17 protein-coding genes are annotated in these 20,198 nt (G+C 41.1%); all 17 read right to left on the reverse strand.

Annotation, left to right across the window (positions count from 1 at the left end; genetic code table 11):
• Positions 1 to 34: 34 nt before the first annotated feature.
• The 17 genes from IR083_RS21575 to IR083_RS21655 all read right to left on the reverse strand — a co-directional run bounded on the left by IR083_RS21575 (position 35) and on the right by IR083_RS21655 (position 20,142).
• The gene (locus IR083_RS21575) at positions 35 to 487 is read right to left on the reverse strand and encodes a GatB/YqeY domain-containing protein (RefSeq protein WP_006799038.1); all 453 of its coding nucleotides are present in this window, start codon (positions 485 to 487) and stop codon (positions 35 to 37) included.
• Positions 488 to 553: 66 nt separating this feature from the next.
• On the reverse strand, positions 554 to 1,846 hold the full coding sequence (gene ftsZ / locus IR083_RS21580) for a cell division protein FtsZ (RefSeq protein WP_006799039.1): 1,293 nt from the start codon (positions 1,844 to 1,846) through the stop codon (positions 554 to 556).
• A 73-nt stretch (positions 1,847 to 1,919) separates the two neighbouring features.
• The gene (gene ftsA / locus IR083_RS21585) at positions 1,920 to 3,251 is read right to left on the reverse strand and encodes a cell division protein FtsA (protein ID WP_194225876.1); all 1,332 of its coding nucleotides are present in this window, start codon (positions 3,249 to 3,251) and stop codon (positions 1,920 to 1,922) included.
• 58 nt (positions 3,252 to 3,309) lie between these two features.
• On the reverse strand, positions 3,310 to 4,044 hold the full coding sequence (locus IR083_RS21590; RefSeq protein ID WP_194225877.1) for a cell division protein FtsQ/DivIB: 735 nt from the start codon (positions 4,042 to 4,044) through the stop codon (positions 3,310 to 3,312).
• 2 nt (positions 4,045 to 4,046) lie between these two features.
• On the reverse strand, positions 4,047 to 4,868 hold the full coding sequence (locus tag IR083_RS21595; RefSeq protein ID WP_194225878.1) for a glycoside hydrolase family 16 protein: 822 nt from the start codon (positions 4,866 to 4,868) through the stop codon (positions 4,047 to 4,049).
• Entirely contained in the window at positions 4,865 to 6,238 is a 1,374-nt protein-coding gene (gene murC / locus IR083_RS21600; protein ID WP_194225879.1) for a UDP-N-acetylmuramate--L-alanine ligase, read from the reverse strand. Before murC ends, IR083_RS21595 begins: the two co-directional genes overlap by 4 nt.
• On the reverse strand, positions 6,231 to 7,343 hold the full coding sequence (gene murG, locus IR083_RS21605) for an undecaprenyldiphospho-muramoylpentapeptide beta-N-acetylglucosaminyltransferase (protein WP_194225880.1): 1,113 nt from the start codon (positions 7,341 to 7,343) through the stop codon (positions 6,231 to 6,233). Before murG ends, murC begins: the two co-directional genes overlap by 8 nt.
• Positions 7,340 to 8,590 carry an FtsW/RodA/SpoVE family cell cycle protein gene (locus tag IR083_RS21610; protein WP_194225881.1) on the reverse strand — a complete coding sequence of 417 codons (1,251 nt, stop codon included), beginning with the start codon at positions 8,588 to 8,590 and terminating at the stop codon, positions 7,340 to 7,342. Before IR083_RS21610 ends, murG begins: the two co-directional genes overlap by 4 nt.
• Positions 8,591 to 8,596: 6 nt before the next feature.
• Entirely contained in the window at positions 8,597 to 9,931 is a 1,335-nt protein-coding gene (murD, locus tag IR083_RS21615; protein WP_194225882.1) for a UDP-N-acetylmuramoyl-L-alanine--D-glutamate ligase, read from the reverse strand.
• A 98-nt stretch (positions 9,932 to 10,029) separates the two neighbouring features.
• Positions 10,030 to 11,292 carry a phospho-N-acetylmuramoyl-pentapeptide-transferase gene (mraY, locus tag IR083_RS21620; RefSeq protein WP_006799047.1) on the reverse strand — a complete coding sequence of 421 codons (1,263 nt, stop codon included), beginning with the start codon at positions 11,290 to 11,292 and terminating at the stop codon, positions 10,030 to 10,032.
• A gap of 18 nt (positions 11,293 to 11,310) precedes the next feature.
• Positions 11,311 to 12,762: a UDP-N-acetylmuramoyl-L-alanyl-D-glutamate--2,6-diaminopimelate ligase gene (locus tag IR083_RS21625; protein ID WP_194225883.1), complete on the reverse strand. Its 1,452-nt coding sequence runs from the start codon at positions 12,760 to 12,762 to the stop codon at positions 11,311 to 11,313.
• A gap of 103 nt (positions 12,763 to 12,865) precedes the next feature.
• Positions 12,866 to 15,073 carry a penicillin-binding protein gene (locus IR083_RS21630; RefSeq protein WP_194225884.1) on the reverse strand — a complete coding sequence of 736 codons (2,208 nt, stop codon included), beginning with the start codon at positions 15,071 to 15,073 and terminating at the stop codon, positions 12,866 to 12,868.
• Between the two features lie 24 nt (positions 15,074 to 15,097).
• The gene (locus IR083_RS21635) at positions 15,098 to 15,424 is read right to left on the reverse strand and encodes an FtsL-like putative cell division protein (protein WP_006799050.1); all 327 of its coding nucleotides are present in this window, start codon (positions 15,422 to 15,424) and stop codon (positions 15,098 to 15,100) included.
• A gap of 34 nt (positions 15,425 to 15,458) precedes the next feature.
• On the reverse strand, positions 15,459 to 16,370 hold the full coding sequence (gene rsmH, locus IR083_RS21640; RefSeq protein ID WP_194225885.1) for a 16S rRNA (cytosine(1402)-N(4))-methyltransferase RsmH: 912 nt from the start codon (positions 16,368 to 16,370) through the stop codon (positions 15,459 to 15,461).
• Between the two features lie 2 nt (positions 16,371 to 16,372).
• Positions 16,373 to 16,834, reverse strand: a complete 462-nt coding sequence (locus IR083_RS21645) for a division/cell wall cluster transcriptional repressor MraZ (RefSeq protein ID WP_006799052.1) — start codon at positions 16,832 to 16,834, stop codon at positions 16,373 to 16,375.
• 487 nt (positions 16,835 to 17,321) lie between these two features.
• Complete coding sequence (locus IR083_RS21650; protein WP_194225886.1) at positions 17,322 to 19,091, reverse strand: alpha-L-rhamnosidase C-terminal domain-containing protein; 1,770 nt, start codon at positions 19,089 to 19,091, stop codon at positions 17,322 to 17,324.
• A gap of 148 nt (positions 19,092 to 19,239) precedes the next feature.
• The gene (locus IR083_RS21655; RefSeq protein ID WP_006799054.1) at positions 19,240 to 20,142 is read right to left on the reverse strand and encodes an AraC family transcriptional regulator; all 903 of its coding nucleotides are present in this window, start codon (positions 20,140 to 20,142) and stop codon (positions 19,240 to 19,242) included.
• Positions 20,143 to 20,198 lie beyond the last annotated feature (56 nt).

Genomic DNA, 20,198 nt, shown 5'->3' on the forward strand with positions numbered 1-20,198 from the left:
TGCTCTTAAATTATATAGATTATCTTCGTCTATTTTATTTGCTCAATAGCTTCTTCACCGTCTCCGAAATGGCTTTACCTGCTGCAACTCCGGCTAACGCCTTTGTAGCCACACCCATTACTTTGCCCATATCGGCAGGTGAAGTTGCCCCAACCTGAGCGATGATTTCACCGATTTTAGCATCCAATTCGTCTTGCGATAGTTGTTTCGGAAGAAAAGCTTCTATCACAGCCAATTCTGCCAATTCGTTTTCAGCAAGATCTGCGCGATTCTGAGTTGTATAAATAGCAGCACTGTCGCGGCGTTGCTTTGCCATCTTTTGAAGTATTTGGATAGCCGCCTCGTCGGAAAGCTCGTCATTAGCCCCTTTTGCAGTTTTTGCCTCTATGAATTCTTTTTTAATTCCACGCAGTGCTTCCAGTCTTACTTTATCTTTCGCACGCATTGCATCTTTTATTCCTTCACTAACTTGATCGAATAAGTTCATGGTTATATGTTTTTTATTATATTGTTTTATTAAGTAACAGAAAGAGTCAAATGTAACACTATCGAATCAGAATAGTTCCCCCGGTTTCTTTGCTTCGGGCTTATATTCTCCCGGATTAAATTTATCGTCACGTTTAAATACCGGAGTATTTTCCAGCGCATCCACAATACGGTCATTATCCAGTTCTTCTGTAGATAAGATAATAGGCTTGGGGGTGAAGAAAGATGTTCTCACCGCCATTGTCTGCACCCCGTCTTTACCGTAGTGCTTTTCTATCATCTCGTTGATACGGCGTTTTTCTTCTTCCTCTGTCCTGATGCGTTCTTCTTCGAGTATTTCCTCCTCTTCTGTCATTTCGCGGTAATGCTCATCTATACCCGGAATACTGGACATACCAAATCCTGTGGCAAGAAGAGTTATCTTCACTTTTTCTCCCAGTTTCTTATCAGTAGCTGTACCCCAGATAACTTCGATTTCTGGGCCGAAGCGTTTCATAAAATTAGCTACAGCTTCCATTTCTTCAACAATGAGAGGATTTTCATCGCTTGAATATATATTAAATAATATTTTCTTAGCATCGAACACATCATTGTTATTCAACAACGGAGAGTGAAGCGCATTTACAATCGCATCTTCCACACGGCTTTCTCCTTCACCGTATCCGCTACTCATAATGGCCACCCCGCCGTCTTTGAGGATTGTTTTCACATCGGCAAAGTCAAGATTGATATGGCCATGTACCGTGATTATTTCCGCGATTCCTTTTGCCGCGATAGTCAATGTATCATCCGCTTTTGCAAAGGCATTCGGAATAGTAAGGTCGGCATAAATATCTATCAGACGCTCATTGTTGATAACCAGCAATGCGTCTACATTCTTCGCTATATCTTCGACTCCGCGCAAAGCCTGTATTATCTTTTTACGGCCTTCGAAAACAAACGGAATAGTCACAATCCCTACTGTAAGGATTCCCATATCTTTCGCAATACGCGCCACTACAGGTGCTGCTCCCGTACCTGTACCACCTCCCATTCCGGCCGTGATAAAGGCCATTCTGGTACCGTCGTTAAGCAGTCTTTCCAAATCGTCGCGACTTTCTTCCGCCGCAGCTTTGGCTACTTCCGGACGGTTACCCGCTCCAAGGCCTTCCGTTGTTTTCCGTCCCAACTGGACACGGGTTTCCACAGGTGATTCGCAAAGAGCTTGATTATCTGTGTTACACAATGCAAACGACACATCGTGTATTCCTTCGTTGTACATATGATTCACGGCGTTACCACCGCCACCTCCTACACCAATTACTTTTATTATAGTCTGGGTTTTCTTTGGAAACTGGAAATCAAGTATTTTTTCATCCATATTTTAGAGGTTGTTTATTTTTAGCTGTTGACTTTTAGCTGATAGCTTATATTTATTTTACTTATTACTGCATTTACTCTTCGTCGTTGAACATTGTTCCTCCGAAGTTCTGTATTTTTTCAAAAAAGCCAAACAAAGTTGTTTGTTTGCCGTCTTTTTGTTTCTTGTGCTTTTTGTTTTTCTTTGTATCTTCCTCCGGTTCTTCTTCCTCTTCAGCAGGAGGGGTAGGGGGCGGAGTAGGAGCAATTACAGGTTCTACCTTAGGTATCACAACTTCTTTCTTCTCACAATTTTCATTGGCAAAAAGCAACAGACTCAAGGCCTGTGTATATAAAGGATTCTGAAGTAATTCAGCTGCATTGTTTATGTATACGCGTTTTGCTACTGCACGTTTTACCGGAAGTTGAGATTTTTCGGCAAGGTAATCGACCAGGCCGTTCATCTGAGACGCTCCACCTATCATGATAATACCTGCATCCAGTTCATCTGAATACCCCGATAATTTTATCTGATTGATAACATTCAGTATAATTTCATCCTGACGAAGTTGTATCACTTTGTTCAGTTCTCTTAGATCTACATCGGGAGAAACGTCTGCGGCAGCCTTATTCTTCTCTTTTCCTAATTTTCCGTAGCGGATTTTGTAGGTCTCTGCAGATTCGAAAACGAAGCCAAGTTCCTGTACATCTTTTGTTATAGTACGCCCGCCAAATGGTATGACTGACATGAACCGCAACAAACCCCCTTTGTATATGGAAAGAGTTGTAGTACTTGCCCCAAAATCCACAAGGGCGCATCCCGCCTGCCTGTCATGTTCGTCAAGTACCAGCGCTCCGGCAGCAACAGGTCCTACTATGTAGCCTGCAATTTCTATCTGGGCTTTCTCGGTTATACTTTTTGCCAGATTGGTCTTTATATTCGGGCGGCCTATAACCAGACGGTAATGGCCTTCGAGAGTGGAACCTGTTTTATCTATCGGGTCTTCCTCATAATTTCCGTCCAGATAGTATTCGGGAGCAAGAACACTATAGTTAGTAAAAAACTCAGGCTTATTGAGTTTCGCCTGTTGTTCCAGATTGTCCAACAAAGCAAAAGTGATAGGCGTTGTTCCATCCAATAATTTGGTTTCCTTATGCTCTATTGCCCGAAGTGATTTTCCGGCAACCGACACATACGCCTTTCCTATTTTCTTACCTGTTTTGTTTTCGAGCAAGTTGATAAGTTTCTTAATCTTACCTGCCGCTTCGTCTATATTGTATATTACACCGTATTTTACACACGAATCGGAAGGAATACTTTCCGATGCAAGAATGGAAATCACTCCCTGCTCGTTCTTACGACCTACTACTCCAATTATCTTGGATGTACCTAAGTCGATGCCTACTATAAATCCTGATTGCTCCATATAATTCCTATCTTTATAAACCGGTTTGGATAAAACCGGTAAAATATCTATTCTTCATTTAACGTTTTGTACAGACAACTTGTTTGTCAAATTTCAAATTAATAACGGAATACTTGTTCCATCCCGTTTCGTTAAGCCCGTTTTCATAAAAAGCTAGCAATTTATCCAACCTTTCCTTATATCCGTATAGGTTTCCCAAGATAATCTGGTGATCGCCTACACGGGGTATTAATTTTATATCCTGATTAGGCAGGACTACAATTTGCTCAATTTGTGCGTTCCAGAACTTATCATTATGCAAAAATAGTGCAAATTTGTATAAGTCGGTCTTTGCGAAGTCTTCTTTTATTGCTCCAGTGGCAATAGGCAGATATGCGGTGAAACGTCTCGACAGAGGCATCTTGCGGCCTTCATTGTCAATATAGTAATTTTCTCCTGTGCCAGACATAACTCTCAGTACAGGTTTACGTTCTTCTATGGACGCTTTTATAGCCCCGTTATTGGTAACAAATACATCAGCCTTTTTCACAAGTTGATTTGTCAATATAGCCTCTTCTATTGCGTTTGTGTTGATATCTTTTATTTGTTTACCTGTCGGATCCAGCCCCTTTTCTTTTATATATTGGGCTATATCTTCTGTATCTACAAACTGCTCGTCATCAGTACCGTTCTTTACCTCGACCTCAAACTTGGAACACACGCCATCCTTTGGTTTTCCCTGAAAGTAGAAAACCGAGAAAATGAGATAGCCTGCAAGCAGGCAAATCCCAATGATGACTAATACTTTTTTCATAACTACTGTATCTTTCTGTACCCCCTTATGTAATCTATTGTAAACTCTTTCGGATAAATCAGATCCGAACCGATTTTTTCTTTCCCCGTAGGAAGTTCGTATATATTCAACATGAACTGCATTGGATATGCAGGTGATTGCTTTATCGACCTGATCAGTTTATTGTCAATATAAAAATCCACTTTCTCAGGACCCCAATCTGCTGCATAAATATGAAACTGTGTGACATCCATATTGAAACGTTCTTCGTGAAAAGCTTCTTCCAAAGCCGGATCATTAAATCTATGTATCCCATATCCAATAATTGAGGACTCTTTTTCGACATTGCAACCTTTTATCTCAACAATACATATTTCTGCCGATTGCTCAGGTTGCTCTTCATATCCTATCATCCAAAATGCAGCTACATTTGAAACTGTATCCGGAACTTTTGCCCTGATTTCGAAGTAACCGTATTGGGGCAAATATTTTTTATGACTGATTTGCTCTTCCCTTACAATACATTTTTCATTAAACTTATGCTGTCCCTTATCTGTTCCCAGAGGACCGGCATATAGTCCGGTTTGCAAAGATGAGCACTTTACCTCACCATTAAACTCAGGGCACCATGGTTGCTGGTCGTCTGTTATTTCCAATACAAGGTTACCATCACTAAAATGATAATTAGGTCGGGACTTCTCTCTCGAACTCCACTGAGGTAGATAACAAGGAATCCAATTATCTGTATTTAAAACACACAATTCAAATTCATCCTGAAATTCAAGAGTATATCCCTGCTTTTCTATCGGATTAGGAGGAAAGCCATATGAAGATGTTTTATTCATAAATATTCCTTCTCCAATATATCTTTTATCGGTTTCAGTAACTGGTCGATATCTCCTGCTCCCATAGTGAGCAGAACCTCTATATTATCCTTATTTTCCAATAAAGGTAATAATTCCTCTTTGTTGCACAATGTTTTAGGACACGTGACTTTATCGAAAATAATCTTCGAGGTCACACCCTCTATCGGTTTTTCTCTTGCCGGATAAATATCCAGCAGGATTAATTCATCCAATAGAGACAGGCTTCTCGCAAATTCAGGAGCAAAATCCCGAGTCCGTGTATATAGATGCGGCTGAAAGATACCAGTCAGTTTGCGGTTCGGGTATAGTTCCTTGACAGATGTTATGCTTGCGGCCAGTTCTTCCGGATGGTGCGCATAATCATCTATCATCACTATCTTATCCGTTTTTAGCAAGAAATCGAAGCGGCGCTTTGCTCCCATAAAGGTAGCCATGCCATGCCGTAATTCTTCCGCGGTGACTCCGTTAAGCCAGGCAAGAGCCATGGAGCCAATGCCGTTTTCTATATTTATTTTTACCGGTACACCGAGCTGTATGTTATCAATCGTTTCCTTCGGTGTAACAAAATCGAAACTAATTTCACCATTTCCTATTTTTATATTCTGTGCATGGAAATCTCCTTTGTCCATCGAATAAGTATATATCCGTACATCTTTTCCTGTTTTTGGCGAAAGCTTTATATTATGTTTCATTACCAATGCTCCTCTGGGCTGGATAAGGCTTGTAAACTTCTCAAAGCTTTTCAGATATTCTTCTTCCGTACCATATATATCCAGATGGTCAGGATCGACAGAAGTTATCAGTGCCATATAAGGATGTAGCCAATGGAAAGAACGGTCGTACTCATCTGCTTCCACCACTGTGAATTCGCTTTTATCGGAAAGCATCAGGTTACTGCCGTAGTTTTTCAATATACCACCCAGAAAAGCATTACAATCGAGATGCGACTGTTTAAGAATGTGTGCCAGCATACTGGATGTTGTAGTCTTCCCATGTGTGCCTGCACAACAGAGAGCTTTACTCGATTTTGTAATTATGCCTAATACCTGCGCCCTTTTCTGTATAGTAAATCCGTTCTGGTGAAAATACCTGACTTCTTCATTCTCAGCCGGTACGGCAGGTGTATATACAACCAGTGTACTTTCCTTATCTTTGCAATAATCCGGTATAAGCTTTATATCATCAGTATAATGGATTTCAGCGCCTTCGGTTACCAGATCTTTTGTTAGAGGTGTTTCGGTCCGGTCATATCCGGCAACCTTTTTGCCTTTCGACATAAAGTAACGGGCTAGATTGCTCATCCCTATACCGCCTATTCCTATAAAATATATAGATTGTATATTATTCATTTTCCTTTACCAATTTAATAACCTCATCCACAATACGGTTGGCAGAATCGGGTTGTGCCATTTTCAGAATATTCTCTGATAAAATTTTAAGTTTTTCTTTATTCTGTATTACGTCTAATGCCACAGGTACAAGTTTTTCGATCGCTTCATCATCCCTGACCAGAATAGCCGCATTTTTGTTTACCAGCGCCATCGCATTCTTTGTCTGATGATCTTCCGATACATTCGGCGAAGGGACTAATATCACAGGCTTTCCGAGCAGGCTAAGTTCTGAAATGGAGCTTGCCCCCGCACGGGAAATAACCAGATCAGCAGCTTTATAGGCCAAATCCATCCGCGATATAAATTCATGGATATGTATATTTTCGGGATTGCCTTTACCGGATAAATCCATATTCATTTCGAACGAATAGAGTTTTCCGCATTGCCAAAGCAACTGCACATCAGACTTTGCCAGATCATCAATTCCCGACAGAATACTTTTATTCATCATTCTCGAACCTAAACTTCCACCTATGAGCAGGATTGTTTTTTTGTCCGGATCGAGATTAAATTCCTTATCTGCTTCCTCCTTGGTAATAGTAGGAGATAGTAACTCCTGACGGCATGGATTGCCTGTCATTACTATTTTGCTTTCAGGAAAGAAACGTTCCATCCCTTCATATGCAACACATACTACAGAAGCCTTCTTTGACAAGAATTTATTTGTAACCCCGGCATAGGAATTCTGTTCCTGAATAAGTGTAGGTATTTTCAATGCATTCGCTTTGTATAGCACGGGACCACTCGCATAGCCTCCCACGCCTATTACGACATCGGGCAGAAAATCCTTGAGTATCCGTTTCGCTTTTATTAAACTCTTCTGGAATTTCAATACGGTAGATATATTCTTAAAGATATTTTTCCTATTAAGACCGGATATTTCCAGACCGATAATTTCATATCCGGCTGCAGGAATTTTCTCCATCTCCATACGCCCGATAGCTCCTACAAAGAGGATTTCAGCATCAGGATAACGCCCTTTTATCGTGTTGGCAATAGCTATCGCAGGGAATATATGTCCTCCTGTGCCCCCACCGCTTATTATTACTTTTAGCTGTTTCATATTCTATTTGCTTCATCAAAAGTTTCAAAATCCACATTGGCAATGCTTTCGTCTACATCTTCATGATCCGAATCGTTCAGTTTTGAAGAACAAGCCAAAATAATCCCGAAATAAGCGCAAGTAATAATAGTAGAAGTTCCTCCCCGGCTGACCAATGGTAATGGCTGCCCTGTTACGGGTATAAGATTGACTGCAACGGCCATATTAGCCAAAGCCTGTATCGTAAGTATAAGTCCTGCCCCCAGAATGAGGTAGCGGGGAAATTTCTTTTCGCATTTCGATGCAAGTACCCCACACCGGATCATTAATGCGACATATAAAAGTAGTACAAATAATCCACCGAGCAAACCCATTTCTTCGAGAACAATTGCAAAAATGAAATCGGAATATGCCTGTGGCAGAAAATCCCGCTCTACACCACTACCGGGAAGCCCGATAACGCCTCCGTTTGCAATCGCTATTTTAGCATGCGACACCTGATAATTGTCGTCTGTGATTTTATAGGCAATTGTCCCGTCTTCTTTTCTATCGTGGATAGAGGTTCCTTCCTGTTCACCGGAGTGTCTTTCTATACGGTTTTTCCATGTGGTAAGACGATCAGGGAAGTAGTCCTTAACAACTTTATCGGGTAATAAAGTTATACAAAGCAACACAAGTCCGACTAAAGCCGCACCACCTAAACCGACTTTCAGCAACCGTTTAAATTTCACCTGTCCAATCCATAACATCATTACAGATACACCAAAGAGAAGGCATGCTGTGGATAAGTTTTCAGGTGCAATCAATGCACAGATTGCAGCTATTCCGATAATCAATGTTTTAAAAATCCAACTCTCATTTTCGGGCTTCATTTTACTCAGAAAGAAGGCTATAAAGCCGATAGCCGATATCTTTGCAAACTCAGATGGTTGTATCGTAAATGCACCTACTCCCAGCCAGCGTTGCGCACCATTCACATCCTGCCCCATAAACATGGTGAAAATGAGCAGTATGGCCGAAATGGGCAGTCCCAATAATAGAGTAGAGAAGAAGCGGGTAGGAACCCTTTGCAGGAACATAACCACAGCAAACCCAATCAGCAGGAATGCAGCATGACGGAGTATCGGAGCCCAATGGCTCTGCTGACGGTAGGCGATTGTACTTGTAGCACTAAACACCTCAAGCAAAGAGATAATACACAATGCTATGAATATGCACCATATTACCTTATCTCCTTTAAACGCCCTTCCTAAAAAATTGAATTCCATATCTAATTACAATTTTCTGACATATTCTTTAAATTGATTACCTCTGTCTTCGTAATTCTTAAAGAGGTCGAAACTGGCACAACAGGGTGATAGCAATACTGTATCTCCCTCTTCTGCCAATGCATAAGATTTTTCTACAGCTTCTTTCATGGATGATACATCTGCTATGTTCTTTACTTTACCATCAAAGAACTTATGCAGTTTGCTATTGTCCACACCCAGAAATACAAGGGCACGCGCTTTGTCCTTTACCAGCTGTTCTATCTCGGTATAATCATTACCTTTATCCGTTCCCCCAAGTATCAGAACTACTTTTGTTTTCATACTCTGCAAAGCATACCAGCATGAATTCACATTGGTAGCCTTAGAGTCATTGATAAACTGAATGCCTTTTACTTTAGCCACCTTTTCGAGACGATGCTCTACCCCCTGAAAGTCGCTGAGTGAACGACGAAGATTGTCGTCGGTTATATCCAGCAACTTAGCGGCAATACCCGATGCTAATGAGTTGTACAGATTGTGCGTGCCTTCCAGAGCTAATAAATCCTGTTCCATAATAAAGACGGAATTAGGAGTGTTAATATCTATTTCATGATCATTCAGGTAAGCGATTGCATTGCCAACTTTGTGTTCGGCGAATGTATATTGTTTACCTTTAGATACCAGTTTCTTAATTTCTTTACTTACAATAGGGTCTTCCTCCCAGAATATGAATGCATCGGCTTCGGTCTGGTTCTGTACAATACGCATCTTAGCATCTATATATTTCTGTATATCATGGTCGTATCTGTCCAGATGGTCAGGCGTGATATTCAGTAAGATGGCGATATCAGCTTTGAAAGAATACATGTTTTCGAGTTGGAAACTACTTAGTTCCAATACATAATAATCATAGTTTTCTTCCGCGACCTGACGGGCAAAACTTCTACCGATATTTCCTCCCAATCCTACATTCAACCCCGCCGATTTCAGTATATGGTATATCAGGCTGGTTGTGGTCGTTTTACCATTACTGCCTGTAATACAAATCATTTTAGCAGTCGTGTAACGTTTGGCAAATTCCATTTCGGAGAGAATGGAAATACCTTTTTCTATAGCCTTATGAACAAGAGGAGCATAATTAGGAATACCCGGACTTTTTATAATTTCGGTTGCGGCGAGTACTAGTTCTTCTGTGTGTCCTTTTTCTTCATAAGGAATACCGTATTGCTCCAGTTCCGCTTTATACTTGTCCTGCAAAGGGCCGTTATCCGACAAAAAAACATCGAATCCTTTTGCTTGCGCAAGTATGGCCGAACCAACTCCGCTTTCGCCACCTCCCAGTATGATAATTTTGTTCATATATTCTTTAATTTCAAGATTCAAAAATTTAAGGTTAAAAAATTAGTTGTAAAGAACGATCTTTAAATTCTGAAATCTTAATTTTTTAAATTATCGTCTTATCTCATTTTCAACGTTGCTAATGTAAGTACAGCCAGGATAATTCCTATAATCCAGAAACGTACTACAATTTTCGATTCCGGCACAGCTCCTATCGGTTTTTGGAATAAAGCCTGTATACCAGAATTTCCCGCTTTCTGGAAATGATGATGCAGAGGCGTCATTTTAAATACACGGCGTCCTTCACCGTATTTTTTCTTGGTCAGTTTAAAATAAAACACCTGTATCATTACCGAAAGGCTCTCTACCATAAAAATACCGCATAATATAGGCAGCAATAATTCTTTATGGATAACCACAGCGAAAACCCCTATTATACCTCCCAGCGTTAAACTGCCCGTATCTCCCATAAATACCTGTGCGGGAAATGCATTGTACCATAAGAAACCAACTGTAGCCCCGATGAATGCCGAGGCAAATATCACGAGCTCCTGACTACCCGGAATAAACATTATATTCAGATAGGAGGCAAACTCAATGTGCCCGGATACATATGCCAGTATCCCTAACGTAACCCCTATTATTGCCGAGCTGCCGGCCGCAAGCCCGTCGAGCCCATCGGTCAGATTGGCCCCGTTCGATACAGCTGTTACAATGAATATAACAATGGTAACAAACAGTATCCAGGCAGCCGGTTCTGCATAGTCTCCCATGAAAGAGACAAGGTCTTCATAGTCTAGGTTGTTATTCTTCATGAAAGGGATGGTGGTCTGTGTCGACTTTGCTCCTTCGGCAGTATAACTGACCCGTTCTATGACGTTATCCTGATTGCGGAATTCTATATTTTCACGGATAATAACGTCGGGACTCAGGTAAAGTGTCATGCCCACAATTAGTCCGAGACCTATTTGGGCAATTATTTTAAACTTACCATGCAGCCCTTCTTTATCCTTTTTGAACACCTTGATATAGTCGTCCAAAAAGCCGAGCACTCCCAGCCAGACGGTTGTAATAAGCATCAGGATGATATATATATTATCTAAACGGGCCAAAAGCAAAACGGGTACAAGTATGGAGATGATAATGATGATACCTCCCATTGTAGGCGTTCCTTTTTTACTCAATTGCCCTTCCAGTCCAAGATTGCGGACTATCTCCCCGATTTGTAGTTTTTGCAGTTTGTCGATGATACGGCGTCCTATGATAGTGGATATCAATAATGATAATACCAGTGCCATGGCTGCACGGAACGAGACATACCTGAACATCCCCGCACCCGGGAAATCTAACTGGTCTAAATAGTCGAATAGATAATATAACATTTGCTCCTTCTGATTTTTTTATTCTCCAAAAATACCCCTTATTACTTCTCTATCATCGAAGTGATGTTTCACGCCTTTTACATCCTGATAATCTTCATGGCCTTTTCCTGCTATAAGGATTACGTCGCCCTCTTTGGCCAATGTACAAGCTGTTTTTATAGCTTGCTCACGCTCTACGATCAATAGCGTTTTCTTCATTTGCTGGCTGTTCAGCCCGTCAGCCATATCGTTGATAATGGCCTGTGGTTCTTCGAATCGCGGATTGTCGGATGTAAGTATTACTTGATCGCTCAGGCGCACAGCCTCACGTGCCATAATCGGACGTTTGGTCTTATCTCTGTTGCCTCCACAGCCGACTACAGTAATTACACGCCCGTTACCTTCCAGTACTTCATGGATGGCTTCCAGCACATTCGTTAAAGCATCCGGTGTATGTGCATAATCAACAATAGCGGTATAATTCTCAGGAGAGCGTAATGTCTCGAAACGTCCCGATACCGGTTTTAATGTACTCAGGATGAGCAACGCCTCATCCGGATCCTGCCCCAGCAGAACGGCTGTTCCATACACAGCTAATAAATTATAAACATTGAACACACCGACAAACTGCACCTGCAATTCCTTATTATTGAATTCGACAGCTGTGCCGTCGAAGTGCTTCTCTATAATCTTAGCTTTAAAATCGGCCAAAGTTTTTACCGAATAAGTATATTTCTTCGCTTTTGTATTCTGAAGCATTACCGCTCCGTTCTTGTCATCGGCGTTGGTAAGGGCAAAAGCAGTTTCGGGTAAATTGTCGAAAAACATCTTTTTCGCTTTCAGATACTCGGTCATCGTTTTGTGATAATCGAGATGATCCTGTGTGATATTGGTAAAAATGCCTCCGTCGAATTTTAATCCGCTGATGCGCTTCTGATGTATAGCATGTGAACTTACTTCCATAAAAGCATATTCGCAGCCAGCATCTACCATCTTTGCCAGCATCTCATTCAGCGACAATGGATCAGGCGTAGTATGTGTGGCATGATATACCGTGCCATCAATATAGTTAGCTACTGTGGACAGTAATCCTACTTTATTCCCGAACTTACGGAACATCTCATATAGCAATGTGGCAGTGGTGGTTTTACCATTCGTTCCGGTAACTCCCACCAGTTTCAGTTTAGCAGAAGGGTCTCCATACCAGAGGGTAGCTATTTTGCCTGCCGCGTCAGCGCTGTCTTTTACCTTTATATATGTAATTCCCTCTCTCGAAGTATCTACTTTCTCCTGATGGATTACAACTTTAGCTCCTAAGTCGAGGGCGTTGTTTATATATTGGTGCCCGTCTACCTGTACTCCTTTGAGGGCGATAAAGGCAGAACCGGCGATTGCTTTACGTGAGTCGGTCTGAATACCAGTTATTTCAAGGTTTTCATTTCCTTTTATTTCAACTATATCTATGCCTTTTAATAAATCCTTTAATTTCATATCTGTATTCTTTATCTAGTTAAAGAGAGTATTAATAATATTACCAATCAGTTTAACGATCTATTGCTTACGAACTTAATCAAGTAATAAATAGGTCTGCACTTTAATTTAATTCTATTGTAATGCCACCGCCTTTTACTATCCGGCTTCCGGCAGGGATAGATTGCCTCTTCACTTTTCCCTCTCCTGTCAGATTGACTCTAAGCCCGGCATTTTCCAATAGATAGACAGCATCTCGTGCCCCCATACCTATAACGTTAGGAACAAGGCCTTGTTTTACGGAAGCATTATCTTCCAGTATAATTCCACCTGACAGAGAGTCACTCTTCGTCTTTATCCAGTCGATATTACTACCTGAAAATGTATAATTCTGGTCTAGCTTTTTCAGCACAAACTCTGTATTCTTTAGTAAGCCACCTTTAACTACAGGAATCAAGGAGTTCACAGTATCTTTCGGTGCAGGCAGAGGCGTAGATACCAAATGCTTAGTATAAATGCCTTCGGCTATAGCCTTGAACACCGTTCCGGCCATAAGCCCTCCCGATGGAGAACCCTGTGGTCTGCGTATACCTACAAAACATGTATATTTTGGATCTTCTGCAGGAAAATATCCACAAAACGAAACATAGTAACCTTCGTATCCTCCCCGTGATGCAATCATTGCCGTACCTGTCTTACCTGCCGACTGGAAAAGTGGAGAACCGGCTGCTTTTCCCAGACCGTCAGACACTACCCCTCTGAGCATTTCACGTACCTGCACTAACGTTTTCTCGGAGCATAATGCCGGATTGATAACTTCTGTCTCGAACTCTTCCTTCACTTTGCCGTCTTTCATAAAGGCTTTGGTAAGGAAAGGTTTTATCATCTTCCCATTATTGGCTATACCATTGTAAAACATCAGCATGTAGATAGGCGGAATCTGAGTCTCATAACCGAACGACATCCATGCCAGAGTTGTTTTTGACCATGGATTTGCCTTATCATCAGGCATGCGGACTATGGATGTACCTTCTATACCTTTGAGAGGTACATCCCATTCTATTTTCTTGGTAATACCTAAGTCACGGATATGTTGCGCATATTTCTGAGGATTATTCTCATATCCCTTCAAAATCATTTTAGTCATAACAACATTCGAAGAGATATACATACCTTCGGTAATAGTCATAAACTCTTTGCGTCCGCCTGTACGCCAATAGTGGTCGCGTACAACCCGGCCTTTATATTCGAAAAGCCCATTGCCGACACGCACGGAGTCATTTGGTGTAACTACCCCGTCCTCGAGGGCTACCATCACCGATACGGTCTTGAATGTGGAACCCGGTTCGGACATCCACGAGAATGCATTCGGGTTTCCTTCGGCGTATACCCCTTCCGATACTCTGTCGAGATTGGTTATCGCTTTTATTTCACCGGTAGCTACTTCCATTACAATGGCGACGCCTGATTCAGCTTTTGTTTCAGCCAGTTTGCCGTAAAGGGCTTTTTCGGCCATATCCTGAATGTCTACATTCAGTGTAGTCTTTATATCCCAGCCATCGGTAGGTTCTTCCAATACTACATCTATCCAACGGCCCTGTACACGTTCGCGTGTTTTCAACCCGGGCACACCTTTAAGTATCGAATCATATTTCAGCTCCAGTCCACTCGCTCCCCCGTCTTCAAAATCTTTAAATATAGAGCCTACAGTTCGTCCTGCCAATCGACCGAAAGGTTTTAGGCGCATGGTCTTTTCTTCGGTGAAAAGTCCGCTCCTGTTGCTGCGTTGATTAAAGAACGGAAATGTTTTCAGTTCTTTCAGGTCGACATAGTTTATATCGGGACGGATAATTCTTACATAACGGCTTCTTACCTTTATTTTCTTATTGGAACCGCTTTTTCGGTTGCGCTCCAGTTCATCCAGTTCTTTGCGGCTAAGCGCCCAACCATCTAATATTATCTTTTTGTATTGGGCGGCATTTCTGTCCGGAAATTTTTTCGCTAACTCCTGAGAAAGAGGTGTTGCATATTTCATCAGCGTATCTTTCTTTATACCCTCCGACATGAAGTCGACATATACGCCATATAAAGGTTCGCTAGTTGCAAGCAGACGGCCGTCGTCGGCATATATATTTCCGCGGTTGGGGCGTATCTCCCGGTCTTTTTTTACAGTTTCCTGTTTGCCAAGCTCGCGCCATTCGGGCCCTTCCGCATATTTGATTTTGAAAATGCAGACAATGATTGCTATAAATACGAAAGACATGAAAAAGACAATCCAACCGTAACGGCTGACTGCCACATTCTTCATTGTTCCGTCTGACTTCTTTGCCATATCCTTTTTCCGAGAAAGTCTCTTCTATTTCTTAATTTTATAAATAGGCTCCTTGGTTTGCTGCAAGTCTACTCCGTTCTGCTGGATCAAAGATTCAACTTTTGACTCCCGGCTTACCCCCATCAGCTGCGCCGCAATAGTTAATGATTCGAATTTCGCATCTTTCAGTTCATGTTGCAACGACTCTATCTGAGACCTCTTTTCTATACAACTGTATCTGTTACTTATATATAAGACCAGAATAACAAAAACAGTGATAATGAAACGTGCATTCTTCCAGAAAAAATCCTCAGTAAGGACTGTTCCTCCCAGAATATACATCACTTTCTTTTTTATATCTTTCGCTTTCATTCCTATTACAAGTCCTATGTAATTTATTTACAACTCAAATTTTCTCTGCTATCCTTAGTTTAGCGCTTCTCGAACGCGGATTTCTTTCCTCTTCTTCCCGTGAAGGCACAATTACTTTATTGTTTATCAATTTGAATGGCGTTTCAAAGTTTCCGAAGAAATCTTTTTCCACTTTCCCTTCAAAGTTACCTGTCTTAAAGAAGTTCTTCACAAGCCTGTCTTCTAAAGAATGGTAGGTAATAACTACCAGGCGACCGCCCGGTTTCAATATATCAAGTGCCTGTTCGAGCATTTCTTTCAGAGTTTCCATCTCTTCATTCACCTCTATGCGAAGTGCCTGAAAGGCCTGAGCCAATACTTTCTTTTCTTTTTCACCTCTTCCTACAAAGGAATTCAGTGTATCCAGCAAGTCACTTACTTTCCTGTAAGGCTTTTCTTTGCGGGTCTTTACTATTGCAGATGCAATGCGCCTCGACGACTTGAGTTCACCATATAAGTAAAAAATATCAGCCAGTTGTTCTTCTGTGTATGTATTCAGAATCTGTGCTGCCGTTTTCCCGGCTTTCTGATTCATGCGCATATCCAGGTCACTATCTTCGAAGCGGAAAGAAAACCCTCGGTCTTCGGCATCGAAATGATGTGACGACACGCCCAGATCGGCAAGAATAGCGTCTACTTCTTCTACACCGTGATATTTAATAAAGTTCTTCAGAAAGCGGAAATTGCTTCGGATGAACGTGAATTTACTATCCTCCTGTATATTGTTGATAGCGTCTTCATCCTGATCGAAAGCATACAGATGTCCCTTGTTGCCGAGGCGGGAAAGAATCTCTTTTGAATGTCCGCCACCACCAAAAGTAACGTCGACACAAATGCTGCCGGTACGAATATTCATACCGTCCACGCTTTCGTGGAGCAGTGCAGGTATATGGTACATCTCAGTCATGGTTAGCCGTTTTGTGAGTCGTTGTTCATTAATGCCTGTATACGGGAGCTGAAATCATCTGCCGGAATAAGCGTCTTCTCCAGCCCTTCTTTTGCCCATATCTCAATCGTATTATCCACTCCCAAGAACCTGACATCGGATACGATACTTACCATCTGGCAATATCGCTTCGATATCAGGATGCGCCCGTTCGTATCTATATCGAGACGTTCGGCATCGACAACAAACTGCCTGAAAAGAGCTTGCTGCTCCCGATCCCATCTGTTTAAGCGCGAACGTAATTTTGCTACCTCTTCTTCCCATACCTCCACCGGATAGAGGACGAGGCAATCCTGAAACAGATCTTTTCTGAGTATCAATGTATTCTGGGCAGAAGATTGAAGAATCTTCCTGAAAGCAGCCGGCACAAAGACTCTCCCCTTCGCGTCGATTTTCGCTTCTATATTACCCAAAAATTGAATCATTAACACTTTGAATTTTAACAATATACAATATGTGACGTAAAGGTATGAAAATTATACACTTTTCCCCACTTTTCCCCACTTAAAATTGACTAAAAGTTTTTAACAGCCCTGTTCATAAGTTTTCAACATGTATATTGAATTGATAATGTTTAACTTATAATACTTTATCAACAGGTTATAAACATGTTGTAAACAGTTCTTTTTCAGTGATTTTATAAATAGTAATTAATTATATATTTAGATTAAATGCACTATCCTTTTATGCTATGTGTAAACACAAATAGTCTATATCCCTTTTTGGATAGCCTAAAAGGAATACAAGCCCAGTAGATATAAGTTAAAAATAAAGTTGTTGTTAAGAATAATGATGTGCTTGATGAAACGGAACGTTTTAAGTAGCGAGGGCAGAAATAAAATTTATTTTGGTTATGCCGAGTCACGAAAAACGCCTAATATAATTGAACTATTTTGTATAGCAGGATTTGTTTTACTTCACCACAACTACTCCTTCAGGAGCCTTGATTTCCGATTTTATTTTTCCATCGGCTTGTTTTGTATGTTTTATCTCGATAATCCCGTATGGAGTAGGGAAAGTGCCTTCTACCCAGTCCAAATCTCCCAGATTAGGGGTTATCCGTACCTTTTTGCATCCTGCTTCTAAAGGTTCTACCCCCAGTACATGTCTGCTAAGCCATGTAGTAGGACCCGAAGCCCAGCCATGACAAAAACTATGGCGATATCCTTTATAGCAATATCCTCCATAAGAGGCGTGAACATCTACTTTTCCTTCGGGTACAACCTCGTCAATCCGTGCTGCATTTTTCATCCAATTGATATCGAAATCTTCCCAGAAGGTGGTTGCTCCAAGGTCGATCATAGCACCCCAATATTCACGTATGTTATCTATCGCACCTTTATAATCGCCTGCTTTTGCGCGCGCATCCAGCATATAGTAGCCATAGAAGGTAGACATCCCATGCACTCCGTTTTGTGCTAATACTTCATCATTCGCTTTCTTTGGTACAATAAGCCCGGATAGGGCTAATAGAGAGGCAGCCTGTTTGGACGAGGTTATATCAGGCACATGTTTTCTTAGTTTCTTCAAAGTTGATTGGCAGAGAGTTTCACTGTCCTTGTCATTCAGTATTCTACTCAATTCTTCACCTGCTTCGAATGTCATTACCATCATAGATTGCAGGCCGGCATGGATAGCCTCGGTATTTTCACTCGATGGCCAATCGAGAAAACGATTGCCGTCCAGTATCTCTTTTCCGTTTTCGTCTATCTTTTCACTTAATAGTTTAAGTAATCGGGACATATATTCCTGTTGCTCTTTAAGATATTCCAGATCACCCTGATACAGATACCAGTCGCGATGGATTATGATCCACCACATAGAATACGAACTGATACCATTCATCCATGCAGGCAGAGGTGTGATATCCCTTGCCAGATCGAGGCTTTTAGGCACAACATCGTTATATCCGAAAACAGAGTTAATTGTCATTACTTCGGGATGAAGGTCACCCACCCATACCAACCTGTCGCGTTTTATTGCATCCCACAGGTAGTCTTGCATATTGAGATGTACAGTGTAGGCTCCTGTAAGCCATATCTTGTTCAGGTATTCGTCGTTACAACGGAAAGAACCCAGATAGAGGATATCCCTGTATTCAAAGGATGCGCTTATCTCCTTTATTTCCACTTCCGTATCCGTATCTACAACATCTATGCGGACAAAGCGGAAACCCGAATTGCCTACAGTGAGTCGTCCGAGCCAGGGTAGAGTTATTATAAAATCACGCATGGCATGGTCGTTTGTTGCCCCGCCTTCGCCTCCGATATCGCTCATTGTTTCGGCAACCGATTCACCGAAGCGGATACGCACTTTCCCTACCGGATTCTTATTATTTATGGAAGTTATTATTTCCAGACCTCCTTGTATCTCTTTCCCGAAATCGAGGATAATACCTCCTTTATTCGTATTATCTCCGATTAGCTTAAGATAAGTTCCTACATTCAGGTCGGCTTGTCCCGTTCCTTGTTTTAGGATAGACTGGGCATTTATTACATATTTGCCATTACCACTGTCCGAAGTCCATACTATACGGGTAGGGGTAAGGTATTTTCTGGTTAGGCTTGTCGGCCGGGCTTTTATATCGCGGTAATCCTGAAATGGAAGCGGTAGTTGCTGGGCTGAAAAGTTATCGCTTAATAAGAACAAGATTGTTAATATAAAACAGTGTATTATTCGCATAATATAGATTATTAGTTAATTATCCAGCCAATATTGGGCTAAGATATAGATGATGGATATTCGCAAAGTTAACTTTTCCGTATTCTTTTATAAGTTAAGAAAATGACATACTTATTATACAAAATGACAGAACTTGATAGAGTCTAATTTATGAATTACGTGGGCCTTGCGTAAATTTCCGGTACTCGATAGGTGTCGTGTTATTTTTCTTTTTGAATGCAGTAAAGAAATATTCCTGATTCTCGAAGCCCATCATATAGGCAATCTCTTTTACAGGAATCATTGTGTTCGTAAGCAATTCTTTCGACTTCTGTATTTTTAGTTCCTGGATGTATTGCGAGGGGGCAAAGCCTGTATATTCCTTAAAGATTTTTCGGAAATTGGAATAGCTCATATTTAATTGGTCGGCTATATCCTGAGGTCTTATGTCTTTGAAATTTTCAAGGATAATGATTTTGGCTTTATTGATCTGATTGACCGATTCGGAATTTTCAAAAATGTAGTTCTTATCTAAAGAATATGCCAGCCCGAGCAGATGGTTCACAATTCCGGCAAGCATTTGTTGGAATCCCGATTTTTGCTCAATAGCAATTTGTATCGCTTGTTTATATAGTTGGACAACTTCATTATTGAGTCCCACATTATATATTGGTTTTTCTTTATTGAAGAAACCATTGTTTACACGGCTATCGATATTAATCCCTTTAAAGCCTATCCAGTATTCGTCCCATCCTGTTTGTTTGTCAGGCATATAATTGTGCCATTCGCCCGGAAACAGCAGAAACATATGGCCTTCGTTTATCGGATGTGTTTCTTTCTTCCCTGATGTATTGGATATATAAGAGCCTTTTCCCTTGGTAATATATAAAAGCTGATATTCATCCAAAATGCGTCCTCTATCTGTAGAAAATAAGTATCTGGTAGGGTGATTACCCGGTGGGTAGCTCATATTAGACTCTATACTCTGGTAGCCTACCGAGTTTACAGTCAGCCCCCATAGTAGGTCAGTTTCATTTACTATCAGATATTTTAAATGAATAGAGTCTTTCATTTTTTTATTACATTTTCTCTCTCTTATAATTTATTGAATGCTTCGCGTCCAAAAAA

Origin of the sequence: Dysgonomonas sp. GY75 (assembly GCF_015234155.1) — a bacterium.
GTDB classification, from domain to species: domain Bacteria; phylum Bacteroidota; class Bacteroidia; order Bacteroidales; family Dysgonomonadaceae; genus Dysgonomonas; species Dysgonomonas gadei.

Bases quoted from the DNA above. Each gene is read 5' to 3' on its own strand.
- IR083_RS21575 (WP_006799038.1), bottom strand. From the start codon at position 487: ATGAACTTATTCGATCAAGTTAGTGAAGGAATAAAAGATGCAATGCGT.
- ftsZ (WP_006799039.1), bottom strand. From the start codon at position 1,846: ATGGATGAAAAAATACTTGATTTCCAGTTTCCAAAGAAAACCCAGACT.
- ftsA (WP_194225876.1), bottom strand. From the start codon at position 3,251: ATGGAGCAATCAGGATTTATAGTAGGCATCGACTTAGGTACATCCAAG.
- IR083_RS21590 (WP_194225877.1), bottom strand. From the start codon at position 4,044: ATGAAAAAAGTATTAGTCATCATTGGGATTTGCCTGCTTGCAGGCTAT.
- IR083_RS21595 (WP_194225878.1), bottom strand. From the start codon at position 4,868: ATGAATAAAACATCTTCATATGGCTTTCCTCCTAATCCGATAGAAAAG.
- murC (WP_194225879.1), bottom strand. From the start codon at position 6,238: ATGAATAATATACAATCTATATATTTTATAGGAATAGGCGGTATAGGG.
- murG (WP_194225880.1), bottom strand. From the start codon at position 7,343: ATGAAACAGCTAAAAGTAATAATAAGCGGTGGGGGCACAGGAGGACAT.
- IR083_RS21610 (WP_194225881.1), bottom strand. From the start codon at position 8,590: ATGGAATTCAATTTTTTAGGAAGGGCGTTTAAAGGAGATAAGGTAATA.
- murD (WP_194225882.1), bottom strand. From the start codon at position 9,931: ATGAACAAAATTATCATACTGGGAGGTGGCGAAAGCGGAGTTGGTTCG.
- mraY (WP_006799047.1), bottom strand. From the start codon at position 11,292: ATGTTATATTATCTATTCGACTATTTAGACCAGTTAGATTTCCCGGGT.
- IR083_RS21625 (WP_194225883.1), bottom strand. From the start codon at position 12,762: ATGAAATTAAAGGATTTATTAAAAGGCATAGATATAGTTGAAATAAAA.
- IR083_RS21630 (WP_194225884.1), bottom strand. From the start codon at position 15,073: ATGGCAAAGAAGTCAGACGGAACAATGAAGAATGTGGCAGTCAGCCGT.
- IR083_RS21635 (WP_006799050.1), bottom strand. From the start codon at position 15,424: ATGAAAGCGAAAGATATAAAAAAGAAAGTGATGTATATTCTGGGAGGA.
- rsmH (WP_194225885.1), bottom strand. From the start codon at position 16,370: ATGACTGAGATGTACCATATACCTGCACTGCTCCACGAAAGCGTGGAC.
- IR083_RS21645 (WP_006799052.1), bottom strand. From the start codon at position 16,834: ATGATTCAATTTTTGGGTAATATAGAAGCGAAAATCGACGCGAAGGGG.
- IR083_RS21650 (WP_194225886.1), bottom strand. From the start codon at position 19,091: ATGCGAATAATACACTGTTTTATATTAACAATCTTGTTCTTATTAAGC.
- IR083_RS21655 (WP_006799054.1), bottom strand. From the start codon at position 20,142: ATGAAAGACTCTATTCATTTAAAATATCTGATAGTAAATGAAACTGAC.